The sequence below is a fragment of the Methylococcus capsulatus genome (assembly GCF_036864975.1).
In the GTDB taxonomy this organism is placed as follows: domain Bacteria; phylum Pseudomonadota; class Gammaproteobacteria; order Methylococcales; family Methylococcaceae; genus Methylococcus.
This window is the reverse complement of sequence record NZ_CP104311.1, coordinates 990,000-1,005,981: the sequence shown is the minus strand read 5'-3', so window position 1 is coordinate 1,005,981 and position 15,982 is coordinate 990,000. Positions and strand designations below refer to the sequence as shown.

The window sequence follows — 15,982 nt, the reverse complement described above, 5'->3', positions numbered from 1 at the left end:
GGGCATGATGCTTCGTCCCCGTCAGGCCCTGCTGGTGGAGCGCTCGCTCGCCGCGCTCTACCTGCACGGCAACACCCTGGCCATCGGCCCGACCGGCTCCGGCAAGACCATCATGCTGTCGGCGGTCGCCGGCGGCGTGTTGGAGGAGCCCGACGCGAAGGCCTGCATCCTCGCGCACCGCGATGAGCTCACCGCCCAGAACCGGGAGAAGTTCGGCCGGGTCAATCCGGGCGTCGCGACCTCGGTGTTCGATGCCAAGGAGAAGTCCTGGGCCGGGCGCGCCACCTTCGCGATGGTGCAGACGCTCTCACGCGACGCGCATCTCGACGCGATGCCCACGCTCGATCTGCTGGTGGTCGACGAGGCGCACCATGCCGCATCAAAGTCCTATCGGCGCGTGATCGATCGCGTGCTGTCGCGCAACCCCAGGGCGCTGATCTTCGGCGCCACGGCCACGCCCGCACGCAGCGACGGCAAGGGGCTGCGGGAGGTCTTCAGCAACGTGGCCGACCAGATCACCCTGGGCGAGCTCATCGCCTCTGGCCATCTGGTGCCGCCGCGCACCTTCGTCATCGATGTCGGCGCGCAATCGGCCCTCGCCCAGGTGCGTCGCACAGCCACCGACTTCGACATGACCGAGGTGGAGGCGATCCTCAACAAGACGCCGATCACCGACGCGGTGATCCGCCACTGGCGCGAGAAGGCAGGTGAGCGCAAGACCATCGTGTTCTGCTCGACCGTGGCGCACGCGCAGTGCGTGGCCGACGCCTTCGTCGCCGCCGGCATCCGCGCCGTGCTGATCCACGGCGAGTTGTCGGACGCCGAACGCAAGGTGCGCCTGGCCGAGTACGAGACCGGCGAGGCGCAAGTCGTCGTCAACGTGGCGGTGCTGACCGAGGGCTACGACTACACGCCCACGTCCTGCGTGGTGCTGCTGCGACCGAGCTCGCACAAGTCGACACTGACCCAGATGATCGGTCGTGGGCTGCGCACCGTCGACCCGGCCGAGCATCCCGGCGTGGTCAAGACCGATTGCATCGTGCTCGACTTCGGCACCGCGACGCTCATGCACGGCTCGCTGGAGCAGGAGGCCAACCTGGACGGCCACCAGCACCAGGGCGAGGCGCCCACCAAGGAGTGTCCCTCCTGCGAGGCGACCGTGCCGCTCGGCTGCCGCGAGTGCCCACTGTGCGGCTTCGAATGGACCATTGATCCGGCCGAGCAGGCGGAAGCCATGGACGACTTCGTCATGACGGAGATCGACCTGCTCAAGCGCTCCAACTTCCGCTGGTGCGATCTCTTTGGCTGCGACGATGCATTGATGGCCACCGGCTTCGGCGCCTGGGGTGGCGTCTTCTTCCTGAACGGCCGCTGGCACGCGGTCGGCGGTGGCAAGGACCTGCTGCCCCGTCTGCTGGCGGTGGGCGATCGCACGGTCTGCATGGCCAAGGCGGACGACTGGTTGAACGAGAACGAGTCCCTCGACACCGCCCACAAGACGCGCCGCTGGCTCAACGAGCCGCCCACCGAGAAGCAGCTGCGCTACCTGCCGCAGGCCATACGTTCCGACTTCGGGCTCACCCGCTACCAGGCCTCGGCGCTGCTCGCCTTCCAGTTCAACAAGTCGTCCATCCAGCGCCTCGTGCTGGCAGCCAACGACGAACACCGGAGGGCGGCGTGATATGCGCGATCTGCGGACGAGAGGGACGCGGCTTCTGCTGGCTGTCGCCGAGGAATGGCCCGCGTGCGCCGGACGGAAAACCCCTGTTCAAGCGCTTCTGCTCGATGCGCTGCCAGGACATCCATCTGCACAGCCTGAAGGCGGGAGGTGGCGTCGTGATTGATCCCACCCACAACGAGAAGGCCGCGATGGAGGCCGTGCTGCCCCACCTCGGCGAATACGTCGCCGCCATCGGGATGGACCGGCCGCTGTCGGCCTACAGCCGCAAGGAGGTCCTGCAACTGGTCGACGTGGTGCTCACCGCCTACTTCGACAACCTGCGGGAGCGCACGCCCGACGATGTGCCGTTTTGAGGAGGCGGTGATGCTCGATTACAACCACCGCCCCAAGTTCCACGAGCGCCTCGGCGCCGTCATCGACGAGGCGCTGGCGCGTGAACGTGCCTCACAAACGCCGCGCCGTTATCTCGGCGCGTCACGGCTCGGCGTGGCCTGCGAGCGCGCCCTGCAGTACGAGTACGCCCAGGCGCCGGTCGATCCCGGCCGCGAGCTGCCCGGGCGGGTGCTGCGGGTGTTCGAGGTCGGGCATGCCCTGGAGGATCTGGCGATCCGCTGGCTGCGCCTGGCCGGCTTCGAGCTCTACACGCGCAGGGCCGACGGCGGGCAGTTCGGTTTTTCCGTCGCCGGCGGCCGCATCCAAGGACACGTCGACGGCATTCTCGCCGCCGGCCCCGCCGACATCGATCTCGACTTCTCCATGCGTTGGCCCGCGCTGTGGGAGTGCAAGACGATGAACGACAAGTCCTGGCGCGAGACCGTCAAGCAGGGCGTGGCCCGCGCCAAGCCGATCTATGCCGCCCAGCTCGCCGTCTACCAGGCCTACATGGAAGGCGCCGTGCCGGGCATCGCGAGCAATCCCGCGCTGTTCACCGCCATCAACAAGGACAGCGAGGAGATCTGGTTCGAGCTCGTGCCGTTCGACGGCGGGCTCGCGCAGCGCATGTCGGACCGGGCCGTGCGGGTCATCACCGCCACCGAGGCCGGCGAGCTGCTGCCCCGGCACTCCACCACGCCGACCCACTTCGAGTGCAAGTCGTGTCCCTGGCAGGACCGCTGCTGGAGACCGGCTTGATGGCGGAAAACATCGTCTGGCTCGATTTCAATGATGCACCGGATCAGCAGACGCATGCGTCATCCGATACCGAGGCGCTGCGCAGGGGTCTTCTCGATCGCCTGGAGGCGGTGCTGCTCTACCTGTTCCCACAGGGCCGCATCCGCGGCGGCAGGTTCTATGTCGGTGACGTCGACGGCAACCGTGGCAAGAGCCTGGTGGTCGAGCTCGAGGGCGAGCGGCGCGGTCTGTGGAAGGACTTCGCCTCCGACGAAGGCGGGGATGTCATCGATCTATGGGCGCGCTCGCGGGGGCATTCCGCCCGGCACGACTTTCCCCGGCTCGCGGACGAGATCCGCCGATGGCTCGGGCTCGCACCGCCCATCGGCCGAGCGAAGCCATCGGATGTCCGCAGCGCACCGATCGACGAGCTCGGCCCCTACACCGCGAAGTGGGATTACCTCGCGGAGGACGGTCGGCTCATCGCCTGCGTCTACCGCTACGACCCGCCCACCGGCAAGGAGTACCGCCCCTGGGACGTGCGCGCCCGCATGTGGCGCGCCCCCGACCCGCGTCCGCTCTACAACCTGCCAGCCGTGGCCGAGGCGCGCGAGGTGGTGCTGGTCGAGGGCGAGAAGGCGGCTTGCGCCCTGATCGGGGCGGGCATCACGGCGACCACGGCCATGAACGGCGCGCGGGCGCCGATCGACAAGACCGACTGGACGCCGCTCGCGGGCAAGCACGTGCTGATCTGGCCGGATCGCGATGCGCCGGGCTGGGACTACGCGGAGAACGCCGCGCGCGCCTGCGTAGCCGCCGGTGCGGCGTCGGTCGCCATCCTCGTGCCGCCCATGGACAAACCGGACAAGTGGGACGCGGCCGATGCTGTGGCCGAGGGCTTCGATTGCGCCGAGTTCATTCGTGAGGGCGAGCGCAGGGTCGTGAAGACCGCCGCCCCCGGGCTCCCGACCTTCACCCTGGGCATGCTGTTGGACGACGACTCGCCGCTGCCGACCGACCTCGTCGCGCCGCGCGTGCTCACCCCGGGCGGGATGCTCGTCTTCGGCGGCGCGCCCAAGGTCGGCAAGAGCGATTTTCTGCTGGCCTGGCTCACGCACATGGCGGCGGGCGCGACCTTTCTCGCCATGACGCCGCCGCGCCCGCTGCGGGTGTTCTACCTGCAGGCGGAGGTGCAGTACCACTACCTGCGCGAGCGCGTGAAGGAGATCCGCCTCCCGCCCAGTCGCCTGAGTGCGGCACGCGCCAACTTCGTCGCCACCCCGCAGCTGCGGCTGGTGCTGGACGACGCAGGCCTCGCCCAGGTGATCCCCGCCATCGCACAGGCCTTCGGCGGCGAGCCGCCCGACATCATCGCCATCGATCCCATCCGCAACGTCTTCGACGGCGGGGAGTCCGGCGGCGAGAACGACAACGCGGCGATGCTCTACTTCCTGTCGCAGCGGGTCGAACGCCTGCGCGATGCGGTGAACCCGGACGCCGGCATCGTGCTGGCCCACCACACCAAAAAACTCGGCAAGAAGCAGTTCGAGGAGGACCCGTTCCAGGCACTGGCCGGGGCCGGGAGTCTGCGCGGCTACTACACCACCGGCATGTTGCTGTTCCGCCCGGACGAGACGCGCACCACGCGCCAGCTGATCTTCGAGCTGCGCAACGGCGCGGCCATCCCGTCGATGCACGTGGACAAGATCCGCGGCGAGTGGCGGGAGGTGGATGCCAACGAGCGGCTGGTGATGAAGGACTACGGCGAGCGCCTCGATGCCGAGCGCCGGCGCAAGCGCGACGCCATCCTGCAGATCTTGTTCGACGAGGCGGCCCAGGGGCGCTGCTACACCGCCAACCAGTTCGCGGAAAGCTTCGAGGGCAAGGCGGGGCTCGGTGGCGAGCGCACCATCCGCGAGCGCCTCTCTGCGCTTTCGACCCAGGGTTACATCAAGTACTTCCGCAACGCACAGGACTATGGCCTGCCACGCATCGGCCGCACCAAGTACGGCTACCTGTGCGTGGAAGGCATGGTCTTGCGCATGCCGGCGGGCGAGCCCGACCCCGACACCGGCGAACTGCCGCTGCGCCAAATGCCGGTACTGCCCACTCACTTCAAATGCCCGCAATCGGGGGCCGCATTGCCGGTCGAGAACCCCGAGGTGTGGGTTTACCAAGACGACTTCATCAAGCCGCAGGAGGACGCATGAACACGCGCAGGCAAGTTGGCAAAAATTCTGCCAACTGGAACCCGAATTTTGCCAACTGGATTCAGTTGGCAAACGTCTGCCAACTGGAAAATCAAAAAAATCAATGCATTACAGATCAGTTGGCAAGTTGGCAGTTGGCAACGCCTGCCAATTTGCCAACTGAGCTAACACCATGTTTTTACTTACCTTTCGGGGATTTCCCAGTTGGCGAAAACTCCCTCCCCCCTTCGGGGGGAGAGGACCACGTCGTGTCCTCTCCCCCGACCCGAAGGGGTCTGCCCGGCATCGACGGTCGGGATCGTGAACCGGGCACGGCCATCCTGAGCCTCGACCTCGGCACCCGGACCGGCTGGGCGGTGCTCGGCCGTGACGGCTCCATCACCAGCGGCTCGGAGTCCTTCAAGCCCCAGCGCTTCGAGGGCGGCGGCATGCGCTACCTGCGCTTCAAGCGCTGGCTTGCCGAGATCAAGCAATCGGCGGACGGGTTGGATGCGGTGTACTTCGAGGAGGTCCGCCGCCACGCCGGAGTGGATGCCGCCCACGCCTACGGCGGTTTCATGGCGCAGCTCACCGCCTGGTGCGAGCACCACGGCATTCCCTACCAGGGCGTGCCGGTGGGCACGATCAAGAAGCACGCCACCGGCAAGGGCAATGCGAGCAAGGACGAGATGATGGCGGCCGTGCGTGCGCGGGGCCACGCCCCGGCGGACGACGACGAGGCCGACGCCCTGGCGCTGTTGCACTGGGCAATCCAGCATCACGACGCGGCGCAGGAGGACTGAGATGATTGTTCCGACCCCTCGCTACCGCTGCCCGCTGGGGCGCCTGCAGCCCGAGCCGATGGACGTGGAGGCCGTCAAGCGCCGCGGCTGGCGCGAGCGACGCCTGCTCGTCGTCTGCCTCGACGATGACCGGCTCGATTGGACGGAGCGCGAGCTGATCCGCCGAATCGGCGAGCGGCTCTACGGTGCATGGGAGGCGCGCCATGGCTGAGTGGACCGTCGAGCGTGTGGCCGAACGCTTCCGGGAGGCGGCCATCACCGCCCACCGCCTGCCGCCCGTGCGCGTGCAGGGCTACTTCAACACCTGGCCCGCGATCCGGCGCATGCCCTGGGAGACGCTGGGGGCCGAACCCTCGATCCGGCGCTTCCCACCCAGCCCTGAGGCTATCGAGCGCATGCTCGAGACCATGCGCTGGGTCTTGTGGCTGGAGGAAGAGGAACGCCACCTGGTATGGATGCGCGCCGAGCGCCACCGCTGGCGCGACATCTGCGCCCGCTTCGGCTGCGACCGGACCACGGCGTGGCGGCGGTGGCAGAAGGCGCTCGACATCGTCGCCTGCCGTCTGAACGAGCAGACCCGCCGGACGGTGGCCAGCCTTTCATGAGTGAAGTTGCGGGTCGTTTCCAAAGCGATCCAAGCCATGCGTGCGGATGCGGAAAGATGCCGGTTTCGAGCCATTTTGGACGTGCAACACTTCACCCGTTTTTGCGCTAGGATTTCGCTAACCTCGCGAGAGAAGCATGTGCGAAGGCCACGGAGCGATCCGTGGCCTTCGTCGTTTCTGCCTTCGCGATCCGACCCGCCGAGCGCGATGGGTCCTTCCTGGCCGAAAAGCCATGCGGGGGGCGCGAGCGCAGCATTGGCCTAGCGTCCGACCGCAAACCGAGGTTTGCAGGGTTTGCGGTTTGCAGCCCTCCAGCCCGAGACCTTCTCCCCGACACCCCCAGCCCGCCCACGGTCCGCCGTCGGCGGGCTTCTTCGTTTCCGAGGCACCGATTCTGGACACGCTCGCCGTCACGTACCGCAAGGTCGAGACGCTGATCCCCTACGCCCGCAATCCGCGCACGCACAGCGACGAGCAGGTCGCGCGCATCGCCGCCAGCATCGCCGAGTTCGGCTGGACCAACCCGATCCTGGTCGATGGCGACCACGGTGTGATCGCCGGCCATGGCCGGCTGCTGGCCGCACGCAAGCTGGGGCTCGCCGAGGTGCCGGTGATCGAGCTTGCGCACCTGACGCCTGCGCAGAAGCGCGCCTACGTGATCGCCGACAACCGGCTCGCACTCGACGCCGGCTGGGACCAGGCGATGTTGGCGCTGGAGTTCGCCGAACTGGCCGACGCCGGCTTCGATCTGGACCTGACCGGCTTCTCGGCCTCCGAGGTCGAAGGCCTGCTCGATGCCATCGAGGAGACCGAACCGTCCGCCGAAGAGGACACGAGTGCTTTGGTCCGCGACCCGGACGAGGACGACGTCACACCGCCCACGGTGGCGGTCACGCGCCCCGGCGATCTGTGGCTGATCGGTGAACACCGACTGCTCTGCGCCGACAGCCGCGACGCGGCCGCCGTCGCGCGCCTCATCAATGGCGAGCGCGCTCACCTGCTCTTTACCAGCCCGCCGTATGCCAATCAGCGCGACTACACCACCGGCGGAATCGTTGACTGGAACGCGCTCATGCAGGGCGTGTTCGGCGCCGCCCGCAGCGCGCTGCACGAGGACGCGCAAATCCTGGTCAACCTCGGCCTGGTCCATCGCGACGGCGAGTGGCAGCCGTACTGGGACGGCTGGATCGAATGGATGCGCACTCAGGGCTGGCGCCGCTTCGGCTGGTACGTCTGGGATCAGTCGGTGACCGTGCCCGGCGACTGGGCCGGGCGCCTCGCGCCGCGCCACGAGTTCGTGTTCCACTTCAACCGCCAGGCGCGCAAGCCGAACAAGATCGTGCCCTGCAAGTGGGCCGGTCACGAGACGCATCTGCGCGCCGATGGGTCATCCACCGCGATGCGCGCCAAGGATGGCAAGGTCGGCGAATGGAACCACGCCGGACAGCCCACGCAGGAGTTCCGCATCCCGGATTCCGTCGTCGAGGTGACGCGCCAGCGCGGCCGCATCGGTGAAGGCATCGATCATCCGGCGGTGTTCCCGCTGGGCCTGCCGAAGTTCTTCATCGAGGCCTACACCGACGCGGGCGAGATCGTCTTCGAGCCGTTCGCGGGCTCCGGCACCACGCTGCTGGCCGGGCAACACACCGACCGCAAAGTGCGCGCCATCGAACTCGCCCCCGAGTACGTGGACGTCGCGCTGCGCCGCTGGCTGCAGCACCACCCGGGCACGGTGCCGGTGCTGGAGGGCAGCGGCCGGACCTTCGCCGAAGTCGCCGCCGAGCGGCTGGGCGAGACGGCGGAGGTCACTGCATGAGCTGGCTGGCCGATCGCATCGAGCACTGGCCGATCGACAAGCTGCTGCCCTACGTGCGCAACGCCCGCCAGCACTCGGACGAGCAGATCGCCCAGATCGCGGCCTCCATCGCGGAGTTCGGCTTCGTCAATCCCATTCTCACCGGCGCCGACGGTGTGCTGGTCGCGGGCCATGGGCGGCTTGCCGCCGCGCGCAAGCTGGGCCTGCCCACCGTGCCGGTGGTGGTGCTCGATCACCTGACGCCCACCCAACGACGGGCACTGGTGCTCGCGGACAACCGGCTCGCGGAACTCGCGACCTGGGACGATGCCCTGCTGCGCATCGAACTGGAGGCGCTGCAGGACGATGGCTTCGATCTCGATCTCACCGGGTTCGACGCCGATGCACTGGCAGAACTGCTGGCCGATGAGGAACCACAGATCGATGGCCGGACGGAGGACGATGCCATCCCGGAGATGCCGGAAGAGCCGGTGTCTCGGCCGGGCGACGTCTGGCGGCTCGGGCCGCACCGCCTGGTCTGCGGGGACGCGACCACCGCCGAGGCCTACGCGCGCCTGTTTCCGGACGGCGAGCGGGCGGACATGGTGTTCACCGATCCGCCCTACAACGTCAACTACGCCAACTCGGCCCGCGACAAGCTGCGCGGCAAACACCGCCCCATCCTCAACGATGCGCTGGGCGAAGGCTTCTACGATTTCCTCTACGACGCGCTGGCGCTGATCATGGCGCACACCCGAGGCGCGATCTACGTCGCCATGTCCTCCAGCGAACTGGACACGCTGCAAGCGGCCTTCCGCGCCGCCGGCGGGCACTGGTCGACCTTCATCATCTGGGCCAAGAACACCTTCACGCTGGGCCGCTCGGACTACCAGCGCCAGTACGAGCCGATCCTCTACGGCTGGCCCGAAGGCGCGACGCGCCACTGGTGCGGCGACCGCGACCAGGGCGACGTCTGGCAGATCAAGAAGCCAGCGAAGAACGATCTGCACCCGACCATGAAGCCGGTGGATCTGGTCGAGCGTGCCATCCGCAACTCCAGCCGCCCGGGCGACGTGGTGCTGGACCCCTTCGGCGGCTCGGGCACGACCTTGATCGCCGCCGAGAAGGCCGGGCGCGTGGCGCGGCTGATCGAGCTCGACCCGAAGTATGCGGACGTGATCGTGCGGCGCTGGCAGGACTGGACGGGCCAGCAAGCCACCCGCGAGGCGGATGGCCTGGCCTTCGATCAGGCGGCGAGCGACTCGTCGGCGATCGCGCAGTGAATCACGAACCCGGTCAGATTGGGCAGCCCGCGCGGGATGTGCTGCCCCATCGCGACTCAGGCAAGCCGGTAGACGCGCTCGCCGCCCGGGGATCTCTCGGAGACGATCGTCAGGCCCAGTTTCTTCTTCAGCGCCCCGGCCAAGGTGCCGCGCACCGTGTGCGCCTGCCAGCCGGTGCTGTCCATGATCTGGCGGAGGGTGGCGCCTTCGGGACGCTGCAGCATCGCGATCACCTGCGCCTGCTTGCTGTCGGCGCGGGGGCGGCGCGGCTCGGCGCTGCGATGCGCATCCTGCGCCCAGGCCGCTTCGGCGGCGTTCACCGCCGCCTCCAGGTCGGCCTCGTCGCGCGCCGTCTGCACCTGCTCGGCCCGGGCGATCACCGCATCGAGCTGGGCGACGAAGGACTGGCGCGGGGCGGTGCGGGCACCCGGGCGCGGCACGCCCAAGGCCTCGTAGCCTGCGTCGGCAACGACCCAGACCTCGCCCTGGCGGGCGATCAGGGCGCGGTTGGCCAGGCCGTCGAGCACCTTGCGGCGGGCACCGCCTTGGATGTGCTCGGGGAACCAGTCGATTCGGCCGTCGCTGTGCTCGAGCGCATGGGCCAGGATCGCGTGCTGGGCGGGGGTCAGGGTGATGGTGCTCATGGTCTGCTCCTTGATAGGGGTGGATCGGCTCGAGTCAGTCTTCCCAGAGGTGCTCGCCATCGAGGCTGATCCACAGGCGCGCATCGCGCGCGGTGGCCATCTCGCGCACCGCCAAGCCGGTTTTGCGGTGGGTGCCGGTCTTGCCGGTGAAGTCGTAACGCTGGCCGTCGTGCATCACGGTCGCTGGGCCTTGCTCGTCGAACTCGATTCGGATCAGGCGGGTGCCGAGGGCGTTGCCGTTGGTGTCGGTGACCTGGGGTTGGCGGATGCGCAGGGTCATGGTCTGCTCCTTGGTGCGTGGTGATCGGGTGAGGTGATGAACGCGCTGTTCGCGTGAGAAGCCAAGCGTTCTTGCTTGGCTTCGCATTGCTCGTCAGACCTTGCGCAACACCGCGATGCCGGCCTGCGCCAGTTCGAGCGCGGCGGCGTGGAAGGCGGCTTCAGCCACCCAGGGTGCCGCCCGTGCGTCGTCGAGCAACTGGTCGATGACCGGGCGTGCCTGGGTGCGCATGGCGACGCAGGCGGCTTCGAGCTCGTCGCGGCTGGCGGCGGCCACCTCCTTGCGGCAAGTGCGCACCAGCACGGTCAGGGCGGCCTCGGCGAGCTTGGTGGCGAGGAGGTCGGGGGTGTGGGGGTTCATCGGGCGTCCTTTCGATCGGGTGGTTCGGGGTGACGTGATGAACGCGCTGTTCACCCGTGAAGCCAAGCGTTTTCTGCGGGTGTTGGCCAAGAACTGACGATGACTTGATCGAAAAGGGCCATGGGCATCTCGATTCGCGCCTACGCCCGCCACCGTGGGGTATCGGACACCGCCGTGCACAAGGCCATCCGCACCGGGCGCATCACGCCCGAGGCGGACGGCACCATCGACCCAGACCGGGCCGACCGCGACTGGACCCGGAACTCCGAGCCGCCGAAGGCGGGAACGGGCTCCCGGACCGTGAAGGTGCGGGTGGCGGAGGATCCGGCCCCCAACCTCGCCACCGGCCTGCCCGCAGGCGGCACCACGCTCGTGCAGGCGCGCACGGTCAACGAGGTGGTCAAGGCGCAGACCAACAAGGTGCGGCTGGCCCGCCTCAAGGGCGAACTGGTCGATCGCCACCAGGCCATCGCGCATGTGTTCAAGCTCGCCCGCACCGAACGCGACGCTTGGCTCAACTGGCCGGCGCGGATCTCGGCGCAGATGGCGGCCCGGCTCGGCGTGGAGGCTCACACCCTGCACGTGGCCCTGGATGCCGCCGTGCGCGAGCACCTCGCCGAGCTCGGGGAACTCAAGGTTCGGGTCGATTGATGGACGAGTTCGCCTATGAGGGCTGGGACGCCATCGAGCGCGCTTGGCGCGAGGGCCTCACGCCGGACCCGCTGCTCACCGTCTCCGAATGGGCCGACCGTCACCGGGTGCTGTCGAGCAAGGCCTCGAGCGAGCCGGGGCGCTGGCGCACCAGCCGCACGCCGTATCTGAAGGCGATCATGGACTGCCTGTCGCCGACCTCGCCCATCGAGCGCGTGGTGTTCATGAAGGGCGCGCAGGTGGGCGCAACCGAGACCGGCTCGAACTGGATCGGCTACGTGATCCACCACGCCCCCGGGCCGATGATGGCGGTGTGGCCCACCGTGGAGATGGCCAAGCGCAACTCCAAGCAGCGCATCGACCCGCTGATCGAGGAGTCGCCGGTGCTCTGCGAACTCATCGCCCCGGCACGCTCGCGCGACTCGGGCAACACCATCCTCGCCAAGGAGTTCCGCGGCGGCGTGCTGGTGATGACCGGCGCGAACAGCGCGGTGGGCCTGCGCTCGATGCCGGTGCGCTATCTCTTTCTCGACGAGGTGGACGCCTACCCGCTCGATGTCGAGGGGGAGGGCGATGCGATCTCGCTCGCTGAGGCGCGCACGCGCACCTTTGCGCGGCGCAAGATCTTCATCGTCTCGACGCCGACGATCGCGGGCGCCTCGGCCATCGAGCGTGAGTACGAGGCCAGCGATCAGCGCCGCTACTTCGTGCCCTGCCCGCATTGCTCGCACCGGCAGTGGCTGCGCTTCGAGCAACTGCGTTGGGAGAAGGGCCGGCCCGAGACGGCGGCGTATGTGTGCGAATCATGCGAGACGGCGATCGCCGAGCACCACAAGACCTGGATGCTGGAGCACGGCGAGTGGCGCGCGACGGCGGAAGGCTCGGGCAAGACGGCGGGGTTTCATCTGTCGTCGCTGTACAGCCCGCTGGGCTGGCGCGCCTGGTGCGAGATCGCCGCTGCGTGGGAAGCCGCCGTCAGTAAAGAGTCGGGATCGGCCGCTGCCATCAAGACTTTCAAGAACACCGAGCTCGGCGAGACCTGGGTCGAGGAGGGCGAAGCGCCCGACTGGCAACGCCTGCTGGAGCGCCGCGAGGACTATGCCATCGGCACCATTCCCGCAGGCGGCCTGCTGCTCACCGCCGGCGCCGACGTGCAGAAGGACCGCATCGAGGTCTCGGTCTGGGCCTTCGGGCGCGGCAAGGAGGCCTGGCTCATCGAGCACCGGGTGCTGATGGGCGACACCGCACGGGATGCGGTGTGGAAGGCGCTGGGCGGGATGCTCGCCGAGACCTGGACCCATGCCTCGGGCGCGGCCATGCCGCTGGCCCGCTTGGCGCTGGACACCGGCTTTGCGACACAGGAGGCCTACGCCTTCGTGCGCGCCTGCCGCGACGCGCGGGTGATGGCGGTCAAGGGCGTGCGGACGGGTTCGATGGGGGGCGCAGCCCTGATCGGCACACCGACGGCGGTCGATGTCTCGCAGGCGGGCAAGAAGCTGCGCCGGGGCATCAAGGTGTATGCGGTCGCGGTGGGGCTCGCCAAACTCGAGTTCTACAACCACCTGCGCCAGAGCGCGGAGGTGGCCGACGACGGCGTGACGGTGACCTACCCGGCCGGTTTCGTCCACCTGCCCAAGATCGACGCCGAGTTCATCCAGCAGCTCTGCGCCGAGCAACTGATCACCCGCCGCGACAGGAATGGCTTTCCGGTGCGGGAGTGGCAGAAGGTGCGCGAGCGCAACGAAGCGCTGGACTGCTACGTGTATGCCCGTGCTGCTGCTGCGGCCGCAGGGCTCGACCGCTTCGAGGAACGCCACTGGCGCGAACTGGAGCGGCAACTGGGGCTGGCCAGTCCGCCAGCCCTTGAAACACCTACTGAATCGATCACCGAGGCCACCCATCGAGGTGGCCTGGGTGTTTCTGGCAACCGCAACACCGGCCGGCGCGTGATCAAGAGCCGCTGGCTGTCCTGACGAGGAGACGCTATGTCCCTGGCCACCCGCATCGAAAGCCTCGTCCTGCGCGTCGCGCAGGAGTTCAACGACGTCCGCGCGAAGGCCGGCAATCTCGCCCACCTCACCACCACCGACAAGTCGAGCCTGGTGGCGGCCATCAACGAGCTGAAGGCCGCGGTGGTGGCCTCGGGCGCGATCGACGACACCCAGGTCGCCACCACCAGCACCTACTCGTCGAGCAAGATCGTCACGCTGCTGGAGGTGCTCAAGGCCGAGATCCTGGGCGGGGCCGATGCCGCCTACGACACGCTGCTGGAGATCCAGCAGCTGCTGCAAGACGGCACCAGCGGCCTGGACGCCTTGCTCACTGCGGTGAACCGCCGCGTGCGCTTCGACGCCGCGCAGACCCTGACGGCTGCCGAGCAGGCCCAGGCGCGCAGCAACATCGGTGCCGTGGCCGCGGCCGATGTGGGCGACACCGACACCGACTTCGTCGCGATCTTCGAAGGGGCGCTGCTCTGATGAGTCTGGCTGCGCGCATCGCCGCCTTGGCCAGCCGCATCGGTCTGGAGGTCAAGACCAAGATCGATGCCGGCCACCCCGGGCTGGCGCGGGCCTGGGTGTGTTTCGGCTATGTCGGCAACCAGGTCGTCGTGCGCGCTGCGCACAACGTCGCCTCGGTCACGCGGCTGGCCGCAGGGCGCTACCGCGTGCACTTCGCCAGCCCGCTGCCGGACGCGAACTACTGCTGGGTGGGCGTCGCACGCAGCAACACCAACACGGGCACGCAGCGGCTGCTGATCGTGCGCGCGACCGCCGACGAGAAGACGCCGACGCACGTCGATGTGGGCTGCGCGACCACCGCCGCGTCCTTCGCCGACTCCGCCGAGATCGACCTCGTGGTCTACCGCTGATGGCCTACACCCAAGCCGACCTCGAGGCCCTGCAAGCCGCGCTCGCCAAGGGCGAGAAGCGCGTGAGCTTCGGCGACAAGACGGTCGAGTACCGCAGCGTGGAGGAACTGCAGGCCGCTATTCGCCAGGTGAAACGCGACCTCTTCGAGCAGGCCGTAGCCACGGGCCTATGGCCCGGCGCGCCGCGACAGATCCGCCTTCACACGACCAAGGGGACGTGATGGGCTGGTGGCATACCCTCAAGCGCCGGCTGCTCGGCACCAGCCCCACCTACGACGGCGTGGGCGGCGGCCGCAGGGCCGTGGCCTGGCAGGTCGGCAACCCCGGGGCGGTCGCGGCGCTGGCTTTCACGCAGAACGAACTGCGCGCCAAGAGCCGCGATCTCGCCCGGCGCAACGCCTGGGCGGCCGCGGGCATCGAGGCGTTCGTCGCCAACGCCATCGGCACCGGCATCAAGCCGCAGAGCATGGTCGAGGACGCCGCGGTACGCGAGGCCATCCACGCCCTGTGGTGGGACTGGGTGGAGGAGGCCGATGCGGCGGGCTTGACCGACTTCTACGGCCTGCAGGCACTCGCCACTCGCGCGATGCTCGAAGGCGGCGAGGCGCTGGTGCGCCTGCGCTGGCGCCGTCCGGAGGACGGTCTGCCGGTGGGCCTGCAGCTGCAGGTGCTCGAGCCCGAACACCTGCCGACGACGCTCAACCGCGACCTGCCCTCGGGCCACGTCATCCGCGCCGGCATCGAGTTCGACCGGCTCGGGCGGCGCGTGGCCTATCACCTGACCCGCTCGCACCCTGGGGATGGAAGCCTGGCGCCGATGTCGGGCACGGGTACCTCCGCGGGAGGTCTCGACACCGTGCGCGTGGGTGCCTCCGAGGTCATCCACCTGTTCCGCCCGCTGCGCCCGGGGCAGATCCGCGGCGAGCCGTGGCTCGCCCGCGCCCTGGTGAAGCTGCACGAACTCGACCAGTACGACGACGCGGAACTGGTGCGCAAGAAGACCGCGGCGATGTTCGCCGGCTTCATCACGCGGCTCGCGCCCGAGGACAGCCTGATGGGCGAAGGGCTGCCGGACGCCCAGGGTGCGGCACTGGCCGGGCTGGAACCCGGCACCTTGCAGATCCTGGAGCCGGGCGAGGACATCAAGTTCTCGGCGCCGGCCGACGTGGGCGCGAGCTACGGCGAGTTCATGCGCCAGCAGTTCCGGGCCGTGGCCGCCGCCATGGGCATCACCTACGAGATGCTCACCGGTGATCTCACCCAGGTGAACTACTCCAGCATCCGCGCGGGGCTGCTGGAGTTCCGCCGCCGTTGCGAGGCCATCCAGCACGGGGTGATCGTGCACCAGCTGTGCCGCCCGGTGTGGCGGGCCTGGATGGAGCAGGCCGTGCTCGAAGGGGCGCTGAGCCTGCCCGGCTACGCCCGCCGCCGGCGCGCGTACCAGGCCGCCAAGTGGATCCCGCAGGGCTGGCAGTGGGTCGATCCGCTCAAGGAGTTCAACGCGCTCAAGCTCGCGATCCGCGCCGGGCTGATGAGCCGCTCGGAGGCGATCTCGGCCTACGGCTACGACGCCGAAGACATCGACCGCGAGATCGCCGCCGACAACCGGCGCGCCGATGAACTGGGGCTGGTCTTCGACTCGGATCCGCGGCACGACCAAGCATCGAGGCTGGTGCCGACACCTGCGCCCGACACCGAACTTCAGGACTGAC

18 protein-coding genes are annotated in these 15,982 nt (G+C 68.7%); 15 read left to right on the top strand and 3 right to left on the bottom strand.

Annotated elements, in window-relative coordinates:
- Positions 1-4 precede the first annotated feature (4 nt).
- The 9 genes from N4J17_RS04940 (at position 5) to N4J17_RS04900 (ending at position 9,466) form a co-directional block, all read left to right on the top strand.
- Positions 5-1,681 carry a DEAD/DEAH box helicase gene (locus N4J17_RS04940; protein WP_277458431.1) on the top strand — a complete coding sequence of 559 codons (1,677 nt, stop codon included), beginning with the start codon at positions 5-7 and terminating at the stop codon, positions 1,679-1,681.
- Positions 1,678-2,034, top strand: coding sequence for a DUF6511 domain-containing protein (locus N4J17_RS04935; RefSeq protein ID WP_277458432.1), 357 nt, complete (start codon positions 1,678-1,680; stop codon positions 2,032-2,034). Before N4J17_RS04940 ends, N4J17_RS04935 begins: the two co-directional genes overlap by 4 nt.
- Positions 2,035-2,044: 10 nt before the next feature.
- Positions 2,045-2,812, top strand: coding sequence for a PD-(D/E)XK nuclease family protein (locus tag N4J17_RS04930; RefSeq protein WP_077729910.1), 768 nt, complete (start codon positions 2,045-2,047; stop codon positions 2,810-2,812).
- Entirely contained in the window at positions 2,812-5,001 is a 2,190-nt protein-coding gene (locus tag N4J17_RS04925; RefSeq protein WP_277458433.1) for an AAA family ATPase, read from the top strand. Before N4J17_RS04930 ends, N4J17_RS04925 begins: the two co-directional genes overlap by 1 nt.
- A gap of 248 nt (positions 5,002-5,249) precedes the next feature.
- Positions 5,250-5,783, top strand: a complete 534-nt coding sequence (locus tag N4J17_RS04920; RefSeq protein WP_277458434.1) for a crossover junction endodeoxyribonuclease RuvC — start codon at positions 5,250-5,252, stop codon at positions 5,781-5,783.
- Between the two features lies 1 nt (position 5,784).
- Positions 5,785-5,994 (top strand): hypothetical protein, encoded by a 210-nt coding sequence (locus N4J17_RS04915; protein ID WP_277458435.1) that lies wholly within the window; start codon positions 5,785-5,787, stop codon positions 5,992-5,994.
- Positions 5,987-6,388 carry a DUF6362 family protein gene (locus tag N4J17_RS04910; RefSeq protein WP_277458436.1) on the top strand — a complete coding sequence of 134 codons (402 nt, stop codon included), beginning with the start codon at positions 5,987-5,989 and terminating at the stop codon, positions 6,386-6,388. The genes N4J17_RS04915 and N4J17_RS04910 overlap by 8 nt, the downstream gene beginning before the upstream one ends.
- Positions 6,389-6,689: 301 nt before the next feature.
- Entirely contained in the window at positions 6,690-8,204 is a 1,515-nt protein-coding gene (locus tag N4J17_RS04905; protein ID WP_277458437.1) for a site-specific DNA-methyltransferase, read from the top strand.
- Positions 8,201-9,466, top strand: a complete 1,266-nt coding sequence (locus N4J17_RS04900; protein WP_277458438.1) for a site-specific DNA-methyltransferase — start codon at positions 8,201-8,203, stop codon at positions 9,464-9,466. Before N4J17_RS04905 ends, N4J17_RS04900 begins: the two co-directional genes overlap by 4 nt.
- A 56-nt stretch (positions 9,467-9,522) precedes the next feature.
- Here the strand turns inward: N4J17_RS04900 and N4J17_RS04895 are convergent, their stop codons facing one another.
- The 3 genes from N4J17_RS04895 to N4J17_RS04885 all read right to left on the bottom strand — a co-directional run bounded on the left by N4J17_RS04895 (position 9,523) and on the right by N4J17_RS04885 (position 10,750).
- Positions 9,523-10,110, bottom strand: coding sequence for a DUF3489 domain-containing protein (locus tag N4J17_RS04895; protein WP_277458439.1), 588 nt, complete (start codon positions 10,108-10,110; stop codon positions 9,523-9,525).
- Between the two features lie 34 nt (positions 10,111-10,144).
- A complete protein-coding gene (locus tag N4J17_RS04890; protein ID WP_338457658.1) occupies positions 10,145-10,390 on the bottom strand; it encodes a hypothetical protein in 246 nt (81 codons plus the stop codon).
- Positions 10,391-10,483: 93 nt separating this feature from the next.
- A complete protein-coding gene (locus N4J17_RS04885; protein WP_277458441.1) occupies positions 10,484-10,750 on the bottom strand; it encodes a hypothetical protein in 267 nt (88 codons plus the stop codon).
- 120 nt (positions 10,751-10,870) lie between these two features.
- On the opposite strand from N4J17_RS04885, the gene N4J17_RS04880 reads away from it, so the two are divergent.
- Genes N4J17_RS04880 through N4J17_RS04855 form a run of 6 tightly spaced genes read left to right on the top strand, consistent with a single transcriptional unit; the run spans position 10,871 to position 15,981 of the window.
- Positions 10,871-11,401, top strand: a complete 531-nt coding sequence (locus tag N4J17_RS04880; protein ID WP_019562352.1) for a hypothetical protein — start codon at positions 10,871-10,873, stop codon at positions 11,399-11,401.
- Positions 11,401-13,374, top strand: coding sequence for a phage terminase large subunit family protein (locus tag N4J17_RS04875; protein ID WP_277458442.1), 1,974 nt, complete (start codon positions 11,401-11,403; stop codon positions 13,372-13,374). Before N4J17_RS04880 ends, N4J17_RS04875 begins: the two co-directional genes overlap by 1 nt.
- Positions 13,375-13,386: 12 nt before the next feature.
- Positions 13,387-13,878 carry a hypothetical protein gene (locus N4J17_RS04870; protein ID WP_277458443.1) on the top strand — a complete coding sequence of 164 codons (492 nt, stop codon included), beginning with the start codon at positions 13,387-13,389 and terminating at the stop codon, positions 13,876-13,878.
- Complete coding sequence (locus N4J17_RS04865) at positions 13,878-14,270, top strand: hypothetical protein (RefSeq protein ID WP_277458444.1); 393 nt, start codon at positions 13,878-13,880, stop codon at positions 14,268-14,270. The genes N4J17_RS04870 and N4J17_RS04865 overlap by 1 nt, the downstream gene beginning before the upstream one ends.
- Positions 14,270-14,491 carry a phage head-tail joining protein gene (locus N4J17_RS04860; RefSeq protein WP_126624742.1) on the top strand — a complete coding sequence of 74 codons (222 nt, stop codon included), beginning with the start codon at positions 14,270-14,272 and terminating at the stop codon, positions 14,489-14,491. The genes N4J17_RS04865 and N4J17_RS04860 overlap by 1 nt, the downstream gene beginning before the upstream one ends.
- Positions 14,491-15,981: a phage portal protein gene (locus N4J17_RS04855; RefSeq protein WP_277458445.1), complete on the top strand. Its 1,491-nt coding sequence runs from the start codon at positions 14,491-14,493 to the stop codon at positions 15,979-15,981. The genes N4J17_RS04860 and N4J17_RS04855 overlap by 1 nt, the downstream gene beginning before the upstream one ends.
- The last annotated feature ends 1 nt before the right edge of the window (position 15,982 follow it).